Source organism: Gracilimonas mengyeensis (assembly GCF_900182705.1).
GTDB lineage: Bacteria > Bacteroidota > Rhodothermia > Balneolales > Balneolaceae > Gracilimonas > Gracilimonas mengyeensis.
Genome location: NZ_FXTP01000002.1, coordinates 39,358 through 60,914, shown reverse-complemented (window position 1 = coordinate 60,914; position 21,557 = coordinate 39,358). Strand labels below are relative to the sequence as shown.

12 protein-coding genes are annotated in these 21,557 nt (G+C 43.9%); 1 reads left to right on the top strand and 11 read right to left on the bottom strand.

Annotated features, from left to right (window positions below; translation table 11 throughout):
• Nucleotides 1–66: 66 nt before the first annotated feature.
• The 9 genes from FN815_RS02665 to clpB all read right to left on the bottom strand — a co-directional run bounded on the left by FN815_RS02665 (nt 67) and on the right by clpB (nt 17,384).
• Nucleotides 67–3,213: an efflux RND transporter permease subunit gene (locus FN815_RS02665; RefSeq protein WP_142453066.1), complete on the bottom strand. Its 3,147-nt coding sequence runs from the start codon at nt 3,211–3,213 to the stop codon at nt 67–69.
• A 333-nt stretch (nt 3,214–3,546) separates the two neighbouring features.
• Entirely contained in the window at nt 3,547–4,623 is a 1,077-nt protein-coding gene (locus tag FN815_RS02660; protein ID WP_142453065.1) for an efflux RND transporter periplasmic adaptor subunit, read from the bottom strand.
• A gap of 568 nt (nt 4,624–5,191) precedes the next feature.
• Entirely contained in the window at nt 5,192–8,245 is a 3,054-nt protein-coding gene (locus FN815_RS02655) for an efflux RND transporter permease subunit (protein ID WP_142453064.1), read from the bottom strand.
• A gap of 518 nt (nt 8,246–8,763) precedes the next feature.
• Nucleotides 8,764–9,810 carry a hypothetical protein gene (locus tag FN815_RS02650; RefSeq protein ID WP_142453063.1) on the bottom strand — a complete coding sequence of 349 codons (1,047 nt, stop codon included), beginning with the start codon at nt 9,808–9,810 and terminating at the stop codon, nt 8,764–8,766.
• 462 nt (nt 9,811–10,272) lie between these two features.
• Complete coding sequence (locus FN815_RS02645) at nt 10,273–11,382, bottom strand: 6-bladed beta-propeller (protein ID WP_142453062.1); 1,110 nt, start codon at nt 11,380–11,382, stop codon at nt 10,273–10,275.
• A 334-nt stretch (nt 11,383–11,716) separates the two neighbouring features.
• Entirely contained in the window at nt 11,717–12,262 is a 546-nt protein-coding gene (locus FN815_RS02640) for a hypothetical protein (RefSeq protein WP_142453061.1), read from the bottom strand.
• A 48-nt stretch (nt 12,263–12,310) separates the two neighbouring features.
• Nucleotides 12,311–12,733 carry a helix-turn-helix transcriptional regulator gene (locus FN815_RS02635; RefSeq protein WP_142453060.1) on the bottom strand — a complete coding sequence of 141 codons (423 nt, stop codon included), beginning with the start codon at nt 12,731–12,733 and terminating at the stop codon, nt 12,311–12,313.
• 546 nt (nt 12,734–13,279) lie between these two features.
• Nucleotides 13,280–14,395 (bottom strand): 6-bladed beta-propeller, encoded by a 1,116-nt coding sequence (locus FN815_RS02630; protein WP_142453059.1) that lies wholly within the window; start codon nt 14,393–14,395, stop codon nt 13,280–13,282.
• A 349-nt stretch (nt 14,396–14,744) separates the two neighbouring features.
• Nucleotides 14,745–17,384 (bottom strand): ATP-dependent chaperone ClpB, encoded by a 2,640-nt coding sequence (clpB, locus tag FN815_RS02625; protein ID WP_142453058.1) that lies wholly within the window; start codon nt 17,382–17,384, stop codon nt 14,745–14,747.
• 161 nt (nt 17,385–17,545) lie between these two features.
• On the opposite strand from clpB, the gene FN815_RS02620 reads away from it, so the two are divergent.
• Nucleotides 17,546–19,021 carry a hypothetical protein gene (locus tag FN815_RS02620; RefSeq protein WP_142453057.1) on the top strand — a complete coding sequence of 492 codons (1,476 nt, stop codon included), beginning with the start codon at nt 17,546–17,548 and terminating at the stop codon, nt 19,019–19,021.
• Between the two features lie 346 nt (nt 19,022–19,367).
• Here the strand turns inward: FN815_RS02620 and FN815_RS02615 are convergent, their stop codons facing one another.
• Nucleotides 19,368–20,870 carry a DegQ family serine endoprotease gene (locus FN815_RS02615; protein ID WP_142453056.1) on the bottom strand — a complete coding sequence of 501 codons (1,503 nt, stop codon included), beginning with the start codon at nt 20,868–20,870 and terminating at the stop codon, nt 19,368–19,370.
• A gap of 157 nt (nt 20,871–21,027) precedes the next feature.
• On the bottom strand, nt 21,028–21,456 hold the full coding sequence (locus tag FN815_RS02610) for an Hsp20/alpha crystallin family protein (RefSeq protein WP_142453055.1): 429 nt from the start codon (nt 21,454–21,456) through the stop codon (nt 21,028–21,030).
• Between the last annotated feature and the right edge of the window lie 101 nt (nt 21,457–21,557).

Sequence of the window (21,557 nt, the reverse complement as noted above, 5' to 3'; positions counted from 1 at the left end):
GCTATCTGTGATTCCTCCATTCAAAACTCAACATTCATCATTCAAAATTACTTCTCCCTTCCTTGTTCAATGTTCGATATTCTTAACCCTCAGTCCCGTCATCAACAGTAAAAGCAACGTACTCACCGAAAGCCCCCAAATCACCACAATCGCCAGGTTTTCCCAGAACTGATTTGCTCCGAACAACATCATAGGAAGCAGCCCGGTGATGGTTGTTACTGTGGTGATCAAAATAGCCCGCATGCGTTTGCGGTATACATGCATCCAGCAGCGCAAGCCAAAGATCCCATTTCCGTTTTCCAGCTGTTTTTGGTGATAAATCAGGATGGCGTTATTCACCACCACCCCTATACACAACAGCGAACCGGCAATAGCCCCACGGTCAAAGGCAAGATCGTTGGACAGGGTGCCCAGCATAATTCCGATAAGGCTGTACGGTACGGCCATAATCACAAACAAGGGATATTTCACACTTTCCAGCAAGGCCGAAACAATCATCCATACACTCAACAAACTCAACAAGGCAATGAACAGCACATTCCGCGACTGACCGTCATCCCCAAAACCAAAAAAACCACGCCCAAACTCAATGGACGCTCCCACCGGCACCGGAGTACCTTCCAGCACTTCCTCAATATACTCGCGCCCCATTCGATAATTGCCCAGGTAATCTACACTAACCACTCGCTCGTACGACTGATTGTCGCGCCGAATTTCACTCAGCCCTCCTTCCTTCACCACTTCGCCAATAGTGCTCATATTGAAATTTACCTCTCCGAACTTCCGGGTGCGGTTCATCATATCTTCTTCGAAGGTTTTTCCACGCTCGTTCCGGCCAATCAGATACATTTCCTGTCCGCCGAATTCCACCTTGCCCACCGTATTCTCCGGATTGAGATCCAACATCAGGGTTGAAATGACTTCCCTGCGGTCCAGGCTTTTGGCCAGAATCTTCTCCTCCTTCAGCCGCAGAATATATTGTTGAAAATCATCCCGGCTGAAGTAGTAGCTGGAGTTGATATCCACCTCCCGTACCCGCCGGTTAGTTTTAAGTCGTCTTTCTAAATCCTTCGCCAGATTCAGCAGCTCATCGTAGGAATAGCCGGTTAGTTGAATGGAGTGATTGGAAGATCCGCCCCCAAAACCCGTACTGATGCCATCATTAAAACCAGAAACAGACGTTGCCACATTTCCAGTCCGTGCCGCCATGTACATGGCTTCCCCGAAGAAGTAATAGGGATCGGGCTGCACCAGGTATTCCGGCTTCACAATGAACTGCATTCGAGCCCCGTAATATTCCGATATGTTGGCCTCATAAAATTCAAAAGCCTGCTCGTAAGGCTGCACGATTTCCTCATAATTCTGGACGATTTTGTCAATTTCAGACAACGGCGTTCCCTGTGGAGAGCGGATATACACCGAAATGATTTCGTTTTCACGTCCCTTCCATGGGCTTCCAAAATAAGTCTCCGTCACAAACTTGCGAGTCAAACCACCGATCCAGGGATCAATCATATCCCGGTTGTTGAAATACACCTGCGTAAACTCCGGCCACCACGTATCCTCTTCGGCCTCCCACTCCGGCTCCTCGATGGCAAACAGTGGAATCCCAATCACCCCAATCAGCACCACCGGCAGCACCCACCGCAGTTTTGACTTCAGCAAAAAGCTCCGCATCAGCCCACGCTTCACCCAACGGCCCATTTTCCCTTTTTTCTTTTTTGGTTTGATGCCGCCCGGAGTTAGCCACACCAGAGCGTATGGAATCCATGTAAAGGCGATCAGTACCGAACTCACCAGTGTAACTGTCAGCGCCACCGCCAGCGGCACCAGGAAGATGCGGAGTTCATCCAGAGCAAAAAGCAGCGGTACAAAAATACCGACGGTGGTAAAGGTACTGCCCAACACCGGTACCACCGCATTGCCAATTTCATTGGTGATATGGCCGATTCTTTCACTTTTATCAGAGGGCAGACCCGGGTTCAAATGCTCAAACACCACCACGGCATTATCAATCAGCATGCCCAGCGCAATGGTGATACCGGCCAGGGTAATGATATTCAGGCTGTAATCCAGCAGGTACAACACGATCACACTAAGCAGTACCGAAAAAACCACACTCCCGATAATTACCACCGGGGCCCGTATTTTCCGGATGAATAATATCACCACCAAAAACACCAGGATACCACTGAATATGGCCTGCAGCTGTAGTTCATCAAACTGCTCACGAAGCTCTTCGGTGGAATCAACGGTGAGCATCAGCGAGAGACTTTCGGGCAATTGCGCCTCCATTTCTTCCATTCGCTCCAGGATGCTTTCGGCCAGAGTAAAGGCATCAGCCCCGGATTCTTTTACAAACTCGATGGTCAGCGCCGGGTCTCCGTTTATACGTTTGATAGTTTTGGCGGGATAATCCTGCACCGAGACTTTGGCAATATCATCTACTCGCAATTGTTTCATCGCGCCGGGCAATTGCACCTTCAGTGCTGCGATATCGGCAATATTCTCAAACTTGGGCGGAATGATGAGGCTGTAGCGCGAAATCCCTTCTTCAGTAAAACCGGCCGAACGCCAGCTCAGCTGCTCCCGAATCTGCACCAATATTTGCATGGGAGAAAGGCCGTATTTCTCTACCTGTTCGATATCAAATTCTATCACCAGCGCCGGATCCTGCACCCCGCGAATGGCGACTTCTGCCAGTCCATCCAACGCCAGCAGCTTGGGGCGGATATTAGTGCGGGCATAATCCAGAAGCTGCCGTGGCGGCATCTCCCCATTTAAGGTGTACACGATAAACGTTTGCTGATCTTCCAGCTCCTCGGGCACCTGCCGGCTGATGCTAGGCGGCGATATACTTTCAGGAAGGTTTTCATCCAAACCAAAAAGATACTCTCGTAACTCCAGCACGCGATAATCCACAGGCGCCCCTTTTCTAAAGGTGATAGTGACCGTGGATCGGCCTTCTTGGGTAACCGAACGGATGTCCGTCACATCCCGCAAGCGGTTGGCTTCACGCTCCACCTTCCGGGTGATCTCCTGCTCCATGATTTCCGGTGAGGTACTCCCCCAGTTATAATTCACCGTCACCGAAGGCAGGTTCAGCTCTGGGGTGCTCTCAATCGGCAGCACGCGCCACACCGCTATCCCAATCACACACACGATGAGATAGAAGAAGGAAACGAGATATTTTCGATTTAAAAGCTCGCGCAAAGGTGGATTTAAGATTAAAAATTAAAGATTTAAGATTGTGTTCTTGGTCTGACGGCTTCAGCCCATCCGACCAATTGTATTTACCGCAAAGTGCGCCAAGGTTTCGCAGAGTTCGCAGTACCAATAATTCAACATTTCAAATTCCTCATTACTTCTGACTTCAATGTTGAATGTTCAATATTCGATATTCCTGTGCCTTGGCACGAACACCCTCCGCCGGTTTTGGCGAGCCAAAACCAAGGCACCTCCCTCAAGGGAGGACTTTCTATTGCCGAGAACCATTCACAATTCAACATTCAAAATTTCCCATTTCCAATCTTTAATCTTGAATCTTTAATCAACCAAAAGCGGCACCACCTTCTGCTGATGGCTAATACTAAAGTGCTGGTCCACGGCCAGAGTATCACCCGGTGCAATTTCGGGATGATTAATCAGCACCCATTCAGAGTTCATGGCTTCCGGGGTCACGTAAATCCACTGCACTTCATCTGTATTGAGCTTGAAGACCAGCGTACGGCCATCACGCTCCAGAAGTGCTTCACGGGGCATGCGTACCTTACTGGATTCACTGCGCACAAATACACGGCCCTCTACCGTCATCCCGCTTTTCAGTTCGTAGTCCGGGTTCTCCACTTCCACCAGCACCTGACCTGTTTTGGTTTCCGTTTTTACCACGGGCGATATCGCTATGATTTCACCCTCAAACTCCTTTCCTCCCGGACCAGTAAGCTCCACCGCCATCCCCTCTTCGAGAGCATCAATTTCTGATTCCAGCACATCAAAGCGAATGCGCACCCGGCTGGCATCGATCAACAAACCCAGATTCTGACCCGCCGACACATACGCCCCGTTTGACACCACCTGTTCTGCCGATACACGTCCGCTAAAAGGGGCTTCCAGGGTGGCGTAGCTCAGATTCAGCTTGGCACGCTCCCATGCCAGCTCCGCCTCCGCCAGTCCCGTAGTGATACGCAACAAGCTCTCATCTCCATTACTACCACTCCCGGAATCGTTACGCAGCCGTGATTCTATCTCATACTCATTTTTTGCTTTCTGATATTCATTGTAGGCTTGGCGTTCTTCGTTCACCCACTCATCGTCGTTCAGTTCTAGCAGGATGTACCCCTGTTCTACAAAACGTCCCTCCACAATATTATGCTGTTCCACAAAGCCGCCAATTCTTGGGGTGATTTGGATGCGCTGGGCCGGCTCCACCACACCCCGGCTTTCGATAAAAAATTGCAACGGCTCGTCATCCACCACATCAAACACCACCTCGGGGCGAATTTCCACACTGTCTAAATCCGGGCGGTTTTCCGATTCGTCTTCACTCTTGCACCCCGTAACAGTGACCAATAGTACCGTAATCAGTAAGCAGTAATTCAATAGTAGGTTCATATATTTTTTCATACCTGTTTCCCGTCTTCTACATTTGACCGTTTTGTATATGTAATTTAAGATTCAAGATTTAAAATTAAAGATTCATTTGGCCTCGGTCTGACGGCTTCAGCCCGTCCGATCAATTTTTCTAACCGCAAAGAACGCTAAGAATTCGCTGAGTTCGCAACAAATAACACAGCTTTCATTATGCTTCAAATAATGATTTCAACTACAAAAAGTCTCTCCTTGAGGGGAGATCAACCAATGCGGCTGTTCCCGCATTGGTTGTGAGAGGTGTTGGCGCCAAGGGCAACACTGCTTTATATCAAACAACCCCGCCCTTAGCACGAACACCCTCCGCGTATTTTAACAAGTTAAAATCCTGCACCTCCCTCAAGGGAGGAATTTTCCTTGCCGTATTCAACATTAAATTTACTGCTACATTGATTCCTAAGAACAATTTTTCTAACCGTTAAGAAAGCAAAGACTGTACAAAGTTTGCTCTCTGCTTTCTTTACGAAAGCTCCTCGTCCGCTCCGATTCCATCATTCAAAATTCAACATTCACAATTCATAACTCTTCTTCTCAATCTTTAATCTTAAATCTTCAATTTTGAATCTCTAACCCCTTCACTCCATTTAAACACCAGCGGAATCAAGTACAAGGTCAACAAAGTACTCGTAATCATTCCGCCCATGAGTGCAATAGCCAACGACTGACGCAATACATAGCCATCCCCAAAGGGAATTAACATGGGGATGAGGGCCAGGATAGTCGTCATGCTCGTCATCACTACCGGGCGAAAACGATTGATGCCTGCCTGCCGGATAGCCTCCTCCAGTTCGCCGGTTTCATCGTAATAACGCCGCATGAAATCTACCTTTAGGATGGAGTCGTTCACTGCAATCCCCGTCAAAATCAAAATACCCATAAACGACAGTGCATTCAGGCTTACCCCGCCAATAAACAATGCAAACACCGACCCAATCCACGCAAAAGGAATGGCCAGGATAATGATAAAGGGGTACTTCAGGTTTTCATACTGGATAGCCAGAATCAGGTAAATCAACAACACGCTGATGCCCAGCAGCCAGCCCAGTTCTTTCAATAAATCAATGACCTGTAAAGCTGAACCGCGGATTTGGATTTCATGCCCTGTCTGTTGCATAAAGCGATTGGTTAGTTCCTGTATTTCATCACTATCCCACCACCAATCCATAAAGCTGAGATCGGAGTTGTAGGTCAAAATAGGAGCCTGCCTGATGCGCTCAATTTGCTCGGCTTCATCAATGCGAGTAATTTGTGCCACGTTGGTCAGCGGGATGATTTTGTTTTGTACATCCAGCGTAATTTCCCGGGGATCCAGGTTGTCGTTCTTCTCTCCTATCAAACGAATGGAAATTTGTTCATCCTGCCGGTTCCAGTCGGTGATAAATGCGCCACGCGTCAGGGATTCCAGATACCGGATGATTTCGTCTTCAGCCAATTCGTAGGCTAACAACTCTTCTGTCTTAAACTGCACCTGGTAGGCATCAATCCGCTGCGGGTATTTCAAGTTGAGCTCCACTTCGCCGTAATTGCGGTTCATAAAGTCTGCATAGGCTGCAGCCACCCGGGCACTGAAATTCCGGTCGGTGCCCACTACGCTGAACTGTACCGGGGCGTCCTGTCCAATCCCAACTGCTCCCGTGGCATTATCATCCATCTTGCGGAAGCTCCAGTTGGCATAGGTGTCGGCAATACCTTCCATCAAGCGGTCTACTTCCTCGGCCTCCTCGAAACCGCTCACCGGCACCGATAGTGTGAACCGGTTTAGTCCCTCGTTAGTGATGGAGCGGAGATTGGTGTTGTCCGTGTAGCCACCCAGAGATAAAATATTGGTTTGATCGGTTCGCGCCAGCAGAATGTTGGTGATTTCAACCGCAGCCGCCTTTGCCGACCGCAATGCCGTATTGCCCGGCATGGATACCAGGTATTCTACTTCGGAAGGCTCATCCGGCGGAAGCACCGCTTTGGGGATGGTCATAAAAGCCACCCCTGCCCCAGTTAATAAAATCAAAGCGGTAATAACCAAGGGCATGGGTTTTTTGATGACCCGGCCAAGGTTTCGTTCATAGGCCATCACCACCTTGTCCAGCATAGCCGATATACGACTCAGCATGCCTTCGGATTTTGACTCCTTGCTGATTTGTGCCACAAATACCGGCAGGATAAACAACGCCACCAACAGGGAAGCAATCAAACTGAAGGAAAGCGTAGCAGCCAGATCGCGAAAGAAGGCACCTTCAAATCCCCCTAAAAAAATAAGCGGCAGAAAGACCGAGATGGTGGTGAAGGTAGAAGCCGTCACGGCCAGACTAATTTCCTTGGTTCCCTCCCGCGCCGCTTCAAACCTACCCAACCCCTTTTGGCGATAGCGACTGATATTTTCCAGCACCACAATGGCATTATCCAGCAACAGACCGATACCAAGGGTGAGTCCGCTCAGGGAGATAATATTGAGCTGAATATCAAACAAATACATCACCACAAAGGTGAGGAAGATACTGACAGGAATGGAGATGCCGATAGTGAAAGGACTACGGGCGTCATCCAAAAACAGGAATAGTACCAGGAAAGCCAGCACGCCCCCAATAAGCAATGTTTGCAAGAGGTTGGAAATGGAGTTTTCGATGTAGCTGGCATCCTCCTGTATCACCTCCATGGCGATATCCGGGTTTTGACTTCTTATTTCTTTCAGCACCTCCTCCAGCGTCTCGAATACCTCCACAGTGTTGGAGCCGTATTCTTTTTTTACCAGCACGTTCAGCACTTCCTCACCATCCAGCAGGGCAAAAGAGGTGGGATCGGCCTCGTCCATTCGGACGTCCGCCAGTTCCTCCAGCAGCAATACGCGTCCGCTTGCCAAAGAGATCACAGGAGTTTTACGGAGATCTTCCAGCGACTCAATCCGGCTTTCGATTTTGAGAGCGTAGCGGTACCAGCCGTCGCGTAATTCACCGGTGGACGAAAAGAGGTTGGCATCCTGCACGGCCTGCTGAATCTGAGACAGCGAGAGTCCGTATCGATCAATAAATCTCGGGTTGAACCGGATCTGGACTTCCGGCTGTACTTCTCCCACCAACAAAGCCTGGGCAATGCCATCCTGTTGCTCGAGCCGACGGGTAAATACCTGGTCGGCCCAGCGCTTTAGGGACAAACGGTTATCAAAAGCCTGGTTGCTGGCATTTTTAAGCTGCAGGGCGATGGTGGCTATGGGTTCATCCGAGGCAGAGGAGTACACCAGTTGCGGCCGCTCGGCCTGGTTGGGCAACAGGTAGCGCGCCTGGTCCAGTTTCTCGCGTACGTTCAGAAAAGCGATGTCCATATCAAAACCCCACTCAAAGGTGAGGAAGATGAGGCTTTGTCCCTGCCGCGAAAGGGACTCAATCTGCTGCACGCCCCGCACGCCGGAAAGCATGCCCTCCAGCTGCTCGGTGACCCGGAATTCCACTTCAGAAGCAGGCGCACCGGTATAATCCGTACGCACCAGCAGGGTGGGACGGGCAATGTCCGGCATCAGTTCGATGGAAAGTCTCTCCAGTGCAATACTCCCGAAAATAAGTACCGCCAGCACCAGTATGACCGAAGCTATGGGTTTTTTAAGCAGCAAATGTCAGATTTTTAGTTACTTAGCGGAGTATAGCAAAATATTAGAGTTTTGCAAACTATTGTTTTAGTAGATATGCTACTAATATCAGCCAGAGTAGTTGTTGTGTTTAAAAATCAATTAACTATTAAAACGAGAAATGACAGTATTTATACTAGATCCTTTGACGTTATAAACTAACATTAGCAATATGCTTAACAAGGTTTTCTGAAGGAGAGAGAATAGCGGTGGATTGGTGGTGTATCCTATTTGACAAGATGGCCCGAAATTAAGAAGAAGATTGACAAGCGCAATTATCAGCCCCGGAATAATAAGAAAAAGCCCTACAAAAACAACCAACTTTTGCCTTGATGATATTAACAGCAAGCTTGCAATACCACATTCAACAATTGCCAAAAATAACTTCGAAACCGGATAAAAATCAGAAGTATTATGTACCAATAATAAATGGTCGGAAGTCAAAAACCTATTTATACTAGAAATAATAAAATAAATGCCTAAAATTAATTTTAAATAATACATTACCGAATAAAGTCAAATTTTAGTATAACATACTTTCCTTGTTGATAGGAAAGAGTATAAAGAAAATCTTTATACACCTGAATCACTTTTGATTGCACAGGTAAATTAAAACTGTTAATAACTTTTCTACTTTTTTTATCAAATATAAATACCTGTTTTGCGTTTTCAGATTCTTCAATGGCATCGGCAATTTTTCCAGTAATCACTCTACCTAAATTTTTAAATGGACTATCGTCAAATTTTTCACCTGAAAATAATAGATAAATTGACTCTGCATCACCGCTTAAACTTAATGTTGTAAGGGGGGATTTTGCATGATCTGGAGCCATATATCCCGAATTGCTTGTGACCTTGGGAAAGGGAAAAAAATAAGGAGTAGATAATGTATCTACACTTCCATTTGGATCTATGGAAAGAACAGTAGAGCCAAAATCAAAACCAATATATACTGTTTCTTTAGAACCTACTAACATGGGCCCCTGATTTAGCAAGGGATTTCGAAAAAAGGGATTAAAGCTTTTGTATACGTAAGAAGCAATATGGTAATAAGGAATACTTTTAATACGAAGTTTGTCCAAAGGATAAAGCCCCACTACACTATGGTTCTCATATGGTTTTTTTGCAATAACCGTTGAATCGTTTACATACAAAGCAGCGTTAATAGCATGATCCTCCGCTTTAATATCCGTGATATAATTCAATTCTTGATCATATAGCATACCCCGGCGAAGACCATCATCCCACACCCAAATAGAGTCTTTACTTATTTTGGTGATATACTTCATTCCATTTTGAGCAAGCTCTCCGGGCCCCATACCCGCCCTTTGAGAATTTATGACTTTGTTATTTTTTAAGTCCAATAAGTTCAGGACTGCTTCCTTATTGCCTAACTCTACTGTTAATATGGTGTCTTCTGCCAGCACATAAAAAGTAGTTGGGCTATATATATGCTCTTCGTAGGATGCTAATAATTTCAGCTCCTGTGAGTACCCATTAAATGGATCTACTACAAAAAGTACAATAAGGACAAAAATGTATTTCATCATAGCAAATATATCTATCAAAATTTATACCCAAATTTAATACCCAATCCGGGTAATAAAGTTGGCAAGTCTGACATATATTCTACGTAGCTTAGCGTAATTTTGGCTCCAATTACAAACCGATTTGCTGAATACTGGTATCCAGCACCTGCCGTAGGTGTTATGTACCACTTGTTCCATTTTGAGGATTTAAATCTTCTTTACTATATCCGCTTATTTCAAGAGATATTAGTAACGGCTTTGTTACATTAGATGGGTTTAATGCACTTAACTATGAACCATTGCATTGCAGGTTTTCACCTTTTGATATTATATCAATAATAGGATTCCTGCCTGCGCAGGAATGACCTTTGGTAGAATTTGGCTTGATTAACTCTCGTCAGTTATCGTTCCCAATCACCCGGTTGGGAATGCCTTTGCGGGCCTCCCGGTCCGTGGTGTATTATTCAACAAAGGTAGCCCATTTTATTGGTTGATATGTACTTTATATGATTTAATTTCCCTTTTCCCTTGCCCCTTGTCTTCGACTACAAATACACGGTTTTCATCATCAATTGTTTTAGTAAATAACCGTATCAAAGTAGACTCCTCTCCCTTTATTTCTTTAGTAACTAAGTTTTTGAAGCCTAAATAGTTTCTATTTTCATCATAAACTTCAAACCCCCATAATTTTCTTCCATTTTTAACAAAGGATATGAAATGTATTAAATAGCCTTCTTTAGTTTCATACATTCCAACACTTATACTTTTTAGTAAAATGGCGTAAGAAATACCATTTAAAGAAAAACTTATGTCATAATTTTTGGCTGCCCCGGTTTTTTTACGGCGAACTTCATCATACACATCATTAGATACGGAGTAACCCTTGTATACATTATTCCAATCATTTGCTGAAGATAGGTCATACTCATAAATTATACCTCTGTACAAAAAAGGAGAATAATAAAGTTTACCATTACGGTCAATAACTATTGAACCAGGTTGAAATTTCATTAAATTTTTTTCTAGCTGAGAATTATCCATATTATCTTCAATCAAAGAAATTATAGAAAAGGATCTTACCCTTCTATCAAAATTTTCATCCCATATATGGAATAAGCTTTCATCTTCAGGATTCGGTAAGTGATATACTAACAAATGATTTGTCTCTCTATAGTTTTCTACTGCCCTAGGCCATTGCAATTCACTATTTTTTATAAAAATTTCTTCCAAAAAATCACCTTCCAGAGTCCATTTTATTACTTTTGCATTTAAATTATCAAATACTAATAAGTGATTTTTAGTTTTCCAGAACACAGACATATCAAGCATTTCTCCAGGACCACGGCCCCTTCCACCAAATTTAGAGATATACTTCCCGCCCTTATTGAAGACTTTTATTGTCAAATCAACATGATCTGCAACATATATCAGACTATCAGCAATAATATGTCTTGGATCACCTATAAATATATCTTCATCAGTTTGAATAACTGAGACTTCTTCTACGACTATATTTAATTTGTCCTGAGCCTCAATACTTATAGTTAAACTAAAATAAAATAGGAATGAAGCTATTATTTTAATTGATTTCATTATTTCATGTGATATAGAAAAATTAATGGGCTACTTTACTAAAAGTCAGCCCATTAATATTGATTATTCTTTTACTTATTACTGAAAACAACTTACACAGCAACTATTCCCACTAAATCCACAATAGCTATATCCATCAGCACAGCCTGACCATCCAGACCCACCACCTTGTCTTTGACAATCACCCTCAAGACACCAATAACAACTAGTCCTAAATTTATTGTTATTCAAGTCACTCTTAGATGATGCCTTTGAGCTATTCCATTGTGAAAAGCACAAAGATATTGCAAAAAAAATGAAACTGATTTTTAGTATGTTATTTATGTATCTCATATTATTTACTTTTAAGATTAGTGTTATGGACAACATCATCGAATATGCTTTTTTTCTCTTCATCAGATGTTATCAGATTAGGTACCCTTGTATATGCAAAGACATTATTTGATTCAGACACGAACAATAACTTATTACCATTGCTTAATAAATTATAATAAGTAGTGTCAAACTCAGAAAATGAATAATCATAATTTCCTCCAAGTGATTCATAATATCCCTCCGCAATCTCTCTATCCTCCATGTTAAACCAAAATAAAATACTAAAATCCTTTTTTGGATAAGTCTTTTCTATAAAATTTATATAGCTATCAATTTCATTCAAACAAGAAGAACAAGAAACATTCTCTAATGCAAAAACTAATCTTATATCTCTTTTATCTAGGCTCTTATTTAAACCAATATTATCTAAGCGTACTTTATTTGTAATATATTCTATTCTATCACTTTCCTCGCTCAAAATATCTTGATTACTTACTGAAGAATAAAAAAAATATGCACCTGCACTTAAAAATGTGGCAATTAAAAACAGCTTTAAGTATTTCATTATTATGGTATAAATTTTATTGCTCTTATAGTATACTATACTAGTTTTTTACTTTTGTGAGTTTTTATCTGAATTTAATTCCTCATCTATCCACTTAGAAGGACTTATCCCAAAACTCTTTATAAAAATCTTGCTAAAAGATGAATGTGATAAAAATCCCAAAGCAATACTTACTTGCGTAATAGATAATTCAGTTTTCGTTAAAATTTTTTTTGCTGTTTCTAGTCTTTTTACAATAATATATATTTTTGGATTATATCCAGTATATAATTTAAATCTAGCAGCATAGTTCTTATTCAAAATTCTTAAATCATTCCTCATTTCTGAAATAGTTAAAGAATCATTGAATAAGTTTTTCCGGATATAACATAGCATGTCTTTTACATCTTGTGGCAAGTCAGAACCATTGACTACTATTTCATTCTTGGTCTTTTCTAATATTTCTTGAACAGATTTGAAGCTGGAATGCATATCAACCCCCCAGTTTGATATCTATATAAGAAATTGCCCTTAACTTCTTATCCCTGTTTTGGTTGGAGTAAGCACCTCTAATCTCAGTTTTTAGAAATATTATTGCCTGCTCAATTGGAAGTTTTCCCATATTCTTTCTGTTTTTTTTGTTTGTAATTGTACCCATTACCATAACCACTCTCATGTGTCCTTCCAATAATTGGCGTGAATTTACCCCTTGGTTTTTATTCCACACCAATCTATAGCTAAGAGCAATACCCCCCCCAATGTTACATTAGAAATTATTAACCTATAAATAATTGGACGTGCTTGTTCCTAAACTATTTGGTTGCGTCCCGGGTATCCCTTCGGGAGCAATGCCTGCCCGGACTTCCCGGTCCGTTGGTAATTACGCCCCATTGGGCTTTTGCTTTGGCGGGCGTTTGTTTCACAGGGCGTTGCCCTGCACTGGTGCTGGTGTCCCTTCAGGACTTGGCTGGAAAAAGCCCCTTAAGACATTTCGAAACGGCGCGGTGAAACGAGCGCATTTTCTGCAATCTTTAATCTTTAATTCTCAATCACCAATTCGTGCGCTACCACCATCGCCCCGTCATCGCCAAAATCGATACTGTAAAACCGGTTTCTGCTATCCATATCCTGAGGTTGCCTTAAAATAATTTTCTCTTCGTCATTAGGGTTCGGATCGGTCAGCAGTTCCTTGTAGCCCAGGAAATTTAAGTCTTCATCGTAGAGCTCTATACCATATTCCCGGATCTGATCCACATCCCGGCGAATGAAGTGTACGTACCGGCCGTCCCTCAATTGCGACAAGTACATAGATTGTCCGTATATGCGAAAATACAGACCATCATCGCTGTGCTTCGGGAAAAGCACCATATCGGCATCCTTACTGTTGTTTAACACCGAATACCCTTTGGCTATTGACTTCCCTTCTACGACGGATGCCTGCTCCCACTCACCGCTTTGAGGGTTCAGCTTGTATTCAAAAAGTTTTCCGGAATAAATGGCCGGCGCCATCAGTAATCGGCTATCATCTAAAAAAACCACCGAATTGGGAAAAGCCAAAGCCAGGTTCGTGTGATCGGGGTTAAAGTTCTCATATAATTCGGATAAATGAATCTGTTCGTCGATCAATTCGAAGGATTTATTGTAGATATGCAGGGTGTATTTTTCATCCGGGGCATCCCCGTAGTTCACATGAAACAGTAGGAACTGATCTCCGATACGGTGCATTTGGGGTTTTGAGGAGACGCCTTGTATGGGATAGGATTGTTGAAAATCTCCATCAAGCGAAAACCTGAGCATTCTGGAAGTACCTCTGGAAAAGCCAATGAGTACACTATCTGCATATACCCCAAACAGATTGTTAAACTCGCCCGGCCCACTGCCTGAAGCGCCTATCTTCTGAATGAAAGTACCTGATGAGTCGAATTTTTGTATGAAATTCCGCTGCTCATCAGTGATGTAAATACGGCCTTCCTTATCCAGGGAGATATTGCCGGGGCGTAACATCCAGCTTGCCTCCGGTCCTTCCTGACCACTGATTTCCAGCACTTTTTTATAGGTAGCGCTAAAAGCTATTTGCTTATTTTCCTGCTCTTCTGAAGAGGTGCAAGAGACCGTTAGAACTAACAGTACGCACCCTAAAACTCGATACCCCATTTTTTATCCGAAAATTTATTTCTATTGACGATAGAATCTAATTTTATGGAAGATAAGTAGCAAATGAGGTTTGCGAGGCAGAGCCTCTGACATACATTCCGCAGCAGAGCGGCGGAACGAGAATCAAACGTGGAAGGAATTTTAAGTTTTGAATTTTGAATGTTGAATTGGATCAGAAACTGAGGTGAATACGGAGCTCGCAACAACTTCTGTTCTTGGAGATATGTACCTGAACTCCACGGCACTTTAATTCAACACTCAAAATTCCCATCCTTTCCATGTAAAAGAAAGGCGGACAAATCTGTCCGCCCTACTCTTTTTCAAGTCTTGAATTTTAAATCTTGAATCTTTAATCCGTTTCCGCCCAGGCATCTACATCTTCCACCACCTCGGCAAAATCTATGTACTCGCCATTCTTCGCCATGGTAGCTTCAAAGTGCACCGGACCTTCTTCATCACGGCTAATGAGCAGAGTAGCCAGCCTGTTGGTAATGTTCTGCTGGATTACCCGCTTCAACGGACGAGCTCCGTATACCGGGTCGTATCCACGCTCAGCCAGCCAGTCTTTAACTTTTTCGGGGACCTCCAGCGTCACTTCGTTTTTACCGAGCATCTCGTGTACACGGCGCAGTTGAATATCCACTATTGACCGGATATGCTCTTTGCCCAGCGGGTGGAATACGATGGTGTCGTCCACACGGTTCAGGAATTCAGGACGAATAGTCTGCTTCAGCTGATCAATCAGCTTGTTCTGCAGCTCTTCGTATTTCTCGTCCGTCATATCGCCGCCGGTTTTCTCGATTTCATTAGAAATAAGGTGCGAACCAATGTTGGAAGTCATGATGATGATGGTATTTTTGAAATCCACCGTGGTGCCCTTATTGTCCGTCAGGCGACCTTCATCCAGCACCTGCAGCAGGATGTTAAACACATCCGGGTGGGCTTTCTCGATCTCATCCAGCAATATTACAGAATACGGATGCCGGCGAGCAGCTTCGGTTAGTTGTCCGCCTTCATCGTAGCCCACGTATCCCGGAGGCGCACCTACCAAACGGCTCACGCTGTGTTTCTCCATGTACTCACTCATATCAATGCGGATCATGGCTTGCTCGTCATTAAACAGGAAATCAGCCAGCGAACGGGCCAGCTCGGTTTTACCAACCCCGGTAGAGCCAAGGAAGAAAAACGACCCAATCGGCTTTTGTTCATCCTGCAAACCGGCACGGGAGCGACGTACGGCATCAGAAATGGCCTCAATGGCTTTATCCTGACCAACAACTCGCTTGTGCAATTCTTCTTCCAGGTGGAGCAGTTTCTTACGCTCACTCTGCAACATCTTGCGGACGGGGATGCCGGTCCAGCGCGCTACAATATCGGCGATGTCTTCAGCATCCACTTCCTCTTTTAGCAGGGATTGATTTTCCTGCATATCATCCAGCTTGGCCTGCGATTCTTTCAGATCATTTTCCAGCTGGGCGATAGTACCGTAGCGTAACTCAGCCACTTTTTCGTAGTTGCCCTGCCTCTCGGCTTTGTCGGCTTCGTTGCGGGTAGTATCTATCACCTGCTTTAATTCGCGCACTTTCTGGATCAAGTCACGTTCTTTCTCCCACTGCACGTGCATGGTTTTGCGCTGCTCTTCCAAATCGGCCAGTTCTTTTTCGATGCCTTCGATCTTGGATTCATCTTTCTCTCGCTTCAGGGCCTCGCGTTCGATCTCAAGCTGACGGATTTGTCGCTCCAGCGCATCCAGTTCTTCCGGCAACGAGTCAATCTGCAATCGCAAACGGGAAGCGGCCTCGTCAATCAGGTCAATGGCTTTATCCGGCAGAAAACGATCGCCGATGTAACGGTGTGAAAGCTCGGCTGCAGCCACCACCGCAGCATCTTTAATACGAACCCCGTGGTGCACCTCGTAGCGTTCCTGCAATCCACGAAGGATGGATACGGTATCTTCTACCGAGGGCTCATTAATCAGCACCGTTTGCAGGCGTCGCTCCAGGGCTTTGTCTTTTTCGATGTGCTTACGGTATTCGTCCAGCGTGGTGGCGCCTATGGCATGCAGTTCACCACGGGCCAGAGCCGGCTTCAGAATGTTGGCGGCATCCATGGCACCTTCAGTAGCACCGGCTCCCACCAGGGTATGAATCTCATCAATAAACAGGATCACTTCCCCGTCGGATTCGGTCACTTCCTTCACGATGGCTTTCAGGCGTTCTTCAAACTCACCCCGGAATTTGGTTCCGGCTACCAGTGATCCCATATCCAAGGCTACAATACGCTTGGACTTGAGACCTTCGGGTACATCCCCCCGCACAATACGCAGCGCCATACCTTCGGCGATGGCGGTTTTACCCACGCCGGGCTCGCCAATCAACACCGGGTTGTTTTTGGTTCGGCGGGATAAAATCTGCATCACGCGCCGGATTTCCTGATCACGGCCAATCACCGGGTCCAACTTATTCTTTTCTGCTTGCTCGTTCAGATCACGACCGTATTTCTTGAGGGCTCCGTAGCGACTTTCTGCATTGGGGTCATCCACCGATTGGTTACCGCGTACATCCGTTAATACTTTCAGGATGTTATCCTTGGTCACACCCTGATCTTTCAACACGCTGCTCACTTCACCCTTCACCTGGGTAAGACCAATCAGTACGTGCTCCGAGCTGATGTAATCATCGCCCATTTCAGTGGCTTGTTTCTGGGCTTTATCGAAAGCCTCTTTGCTGGTATTGGACAGGTATTGTCCCGTCACCGAAGCCCCTTGTACATTGGGCAAACGAGCTATGATACTGTCTAATGCATTTCCAATACCCTGACTGTTGGCTCCCAACTTATCCAGCAGAGTGTTTACAATACTCTCACTGTCACTTAAAAATGCTTTCAGGATATGAGCAGGCTCCACCGCCTGGTTGTTCTCTCCCTGGGCTATTTCCAGTGCCTTTTGTACGGCTTCCTGTGCCTTTAAAGTAAATTTATTCAAATTCATGGTTCATCTCCTTTTGTGTTCTTTTCTGGATGAAATAAATCCAAAACCGTGCCTGTTTTTTTATAGTGTCGCATTTACATGTTATTAAACTATATACTGTCTTTTATGATGTTAACAGTCAGGTACAAATGCCAAAATGTTCTAACCTAAACCCAGATGACATGAAGAAACCTGCCTTACCTTTCGCTCTTCTCTTTTTAACTGTATGTAGCTCCCCTCTTTTCGCCCAACAAAGTATCGGTTTTTCGGACAGCACCGATTTTCAATACATCCTCGACTACCGCCTGCCGGATTGGGGATACAGTAATTTTTATTTGGAGAGCGGTTCGTTTCAATCTTCCGGTGAATACTTACGGATTGATGACGAACTTTTTGATATCAGTCAATCCGGCATAGTTACAACAGATACCGATCACAATACTCATTCCATACGTATTAATTTAACCCCGGCGTATCGTTATTTTCGGCAGTCAGAGGATAAAACAATCTCTTTGAATACCCGATTAGGAGTTAATACCTGCTTGCAAGGTTCAAGCAGACAGCTTGAATATGAATATGACTCAAACACTGAAATAAGGGCTTTAGGTTACGACCGGGATATATATAACGGTTCTTACGGCAGTAATTATCAAGTGGATCTAAGTATTCAGAACTACCTAAACGAGAATTTCTTTCTCCTTACTGCTATTGATGCCGACTTTAGATACCAGTGGACTGATTATTCCCGAAAAGGTTCTGATGATATACTACCTAAAAGAAGAAGGGATCTGTTGGAAAGGCGATTATATCTAAACCCGGAACTCGGTATTGGTTTTGGCCGTCTCCGAAATATCACGCCACAAATTCGAGCTATTCGTCTTAATGAACGATACAAAAGCCTTGGAGAAGCCTCCTTAACTAACAGGGAAATTATCGCTACTGCAGAACACTTTACCAAATTACGAGGGTATCAACGAACTACCGATCGCTATCAAAAATATTTTTGGGGTGATATGAACCAGGTTTTATCCGGAAAATTAGATGCGATAAATGCTTACAATTTGTTATATCTCACTGATGTATTAAACGAAACACTGGGACAACGGCTGGAAGGTTTTGAAACCTCAATTTCCGGTACCTTTAGTTACTTTAACCGTTTGCGAAGAGAAGAGAGCAAACAATTGGGAGAAACAAGTATAGATCGCGATACCGACATCAATAAAGCGCTGATTACCACAGCCACTATCAGATGGTATAAAAACCTGAACCTGAATCACCAGATCAGCTTTGTCAGCGAAAATAACCTTCAATTCCCTCTTGAAGACGAAAGTGACTTAAAGTGGACTTTATCATCACAAACCTCTTTTAACTGGCTATGGACTTTGACAGACCGGTATCTATTTACCACCCGTCTGCAAAATCAGCTTCTTAATCCTAAGCGTAAACTGAATACATCTAACTTCGACTATTTAAGGAACACAACATATTTATCAGGTAACCTCAGCTATTTTATTGAAAATCGAATTGCTCTAACCGGAGGTGCTTCTGTGGGAATGGAAATCTATAATAGAGAGAGCGTTGTTACTATGAAGGAAAAATTGTTTAACTGGAACGTCAATGCCAGCATCCGCTACTACTTTGCCCGCAATTTGTTTTGATGGTGATACGGCATAAGGAAGAAGAACGGGGCAAATCTGAATTTAAGCCAAGATTACTTTTTTCCTATCCGCTTAATCCGTGTCATCCGCGTTCTATTTCTTATCTACCCAAAACCAAAATCCCATAAAAAAACCCCGAGCTGTATCAGAGCACGGGGTTTGGGTTTTTCGGGGTACAAAAATTCTGTAATCCTTAAGATACGAAATGATTCTATTTTATCTGTGCAATTTTTTGTAAACAGCACAGAATCTATCAATCGCTCCCATCAATACATTCTAAGAAAAACCCTGATCCGTATCAGGGATCAAGGTTTGGGTTTTCGGGGTACAAATGTTCTTCAATAAGTTATAGTTCAAAAGCCAGGTATTGTTTCACGTCGTTACGGAGGACTGTCAATAGTACAACGTTGTCTTCTTCAGATAATGAACGTTCAAGCTGAGAATAAAATTCATCGGATGAATCAATTTTATTCTTGTTTACAGAAGTGATTACATCTCCTCTTCTGAGTCCTCGTTCAAAGGCATCGCTGCCTTGGCGTACATTCCTAACAATAACGCCTTCCGTTTCGTTTTCGAGATCCAACTGTCTTCTTATTTCAGCAGTCAAATCAGTAACGGTGAAACCTAATCGCTCATTTAAATCATCTTTATCCTGAGAAGAAGCGGATGCTGTTGCATCATCGGGACGTTCACCTAACGTTACTTCCAGTTCCATATTGTCATTGTCTCTAACAATACCCAGTGTTATTTCGTCTCCGGGTTTGAATGATGCAATGCTTGTTCGGAAGTTGTCCCAGTTTCTTATCTCCTCACCGTTCAAAGATACGATTACATCTTCAGCTTGTAAACCCGCATTTTCGGCCGGACTGCCCTCTTCTACTCTTCCTACCATGATTCCGCGGGTATCATCCAGGTCTAAAGCTTTAGCCATGGTTTGATCTACTTCACCGCCCATTGTCATGCCCAGGTAGCCACGGCTAACTTCACCGTCATCAACTAAATCATCCATAATACGCTTGGCAAGGTTTGCAGGGATCGCAAAGCCAATACCATCATTACCGCCCGAGCGGGATGCTATAGCCGAGTTAATGCCTACCAGTTGCCCGTTCACATCAATAAGGGCTCCTCCGGAGTTTCCAGGGTTGATAGCGGCATCAGTCTGGATGTAATCACCATATGCTGTCAGGTTAGTAAGCGAACGGCCCCGTGCACTCACAATACCGAAGGATACGGTGTGTGCTAAATTTTCACTCAGCGGACTACCGATAGCCAATACAAAAGAGCCTACTTTCAGGTTGTCGCTGTTACCTAAAGTTACTGCCGGCAGGTTATTTTCTTCTACTTTCAGCACCGCAATATCAGTTTGTGGATCGGTGCCTATCAGTTCGGCTTCCACTTCTTCGCCACTGTACATCCGTACAGTGATCTCATCGGTGTTATCAATCACGTGGTTGTTGGTAAGGATATAACCATCCTCAGAGACAATCACTCCGGATCCCAGCCCACGCTGAATACGCTCTTGAGTTTGTCCTTCACCTTGTGGCATCCCAAAAAACTGGGAGAAAGGATTTACTCTTCTTATTTCCTGGGTACGCTTGGTGGTGATGGTAACTACCGCCGGGTTGGTTTTTTCAGCGATGTCTACAATAGCATCATTAAAATCTTTTAGAGATGCTACAGATCGGTTTTCCGCAGGTGTTGGTTTTTCTGTGTTTACTACTGAGTCGACATTACCTTCCTTTTCTGTTCCATTGAAGGCTCCATTAATATTATCGGTGGCTATGTTTACTCCAAGCAATACCAATATTGCTGCAGCCACCCCGAATATATTTCGAACGGTCGTATTCATAATTCCTCAAGTTTTGATGAAGTTTGTTATTCGCTCTCTACAACGCGTGTATATAAAAAAATTGTATGCTTGTGATAATCTTTACAAGCCTTACAAAAAATAAGACCGAAGCCGTAATCAAACGGCTCCGGTTCCCTTAACCTAAAATACGATCGGGTTACGATACCTCGATCTGTCTTTTAACTTTCTCTTCATTCTTGGCAATAGTGATGTTCAGTACGCCATTTTCGTATTTGGCGGAAATGCTGCTTTCGTCTACCGTATCGGGCAGATGGAAGGAACGGCTAAAGGTTCCGAATCCGGATTCTACACGATGGTAGTTTTTGCCTTTGTCTTCATTTTCAAATTTGCGTTCACCGCTAATAGTCAGGCGACCATTTTCAAGATCTACCTGAATATCATCTTTATTCATTCCCGGTAGTGCTACAGAAACTTCAAAATTCTCTTCGGTTTCTGAGATATCTACACTGGGAGTGAAAGAATCATTGCGGTATTTCAGTGAATCGTTGAAGAATTCGTCTAAGATGTCACTGAATCGTTTGTTCTGAACGTCTAAGTTTGGTCGGGTATAATTGATAAGTGCCATAACTAACCTCGCTGTTAATTTTGATTTCTTTGTTTCAAAAATTCACAAGTAATATTGCAAGGCATGTGCCAATAAACTGCTCTGAAAGCAGTCCTGACAGT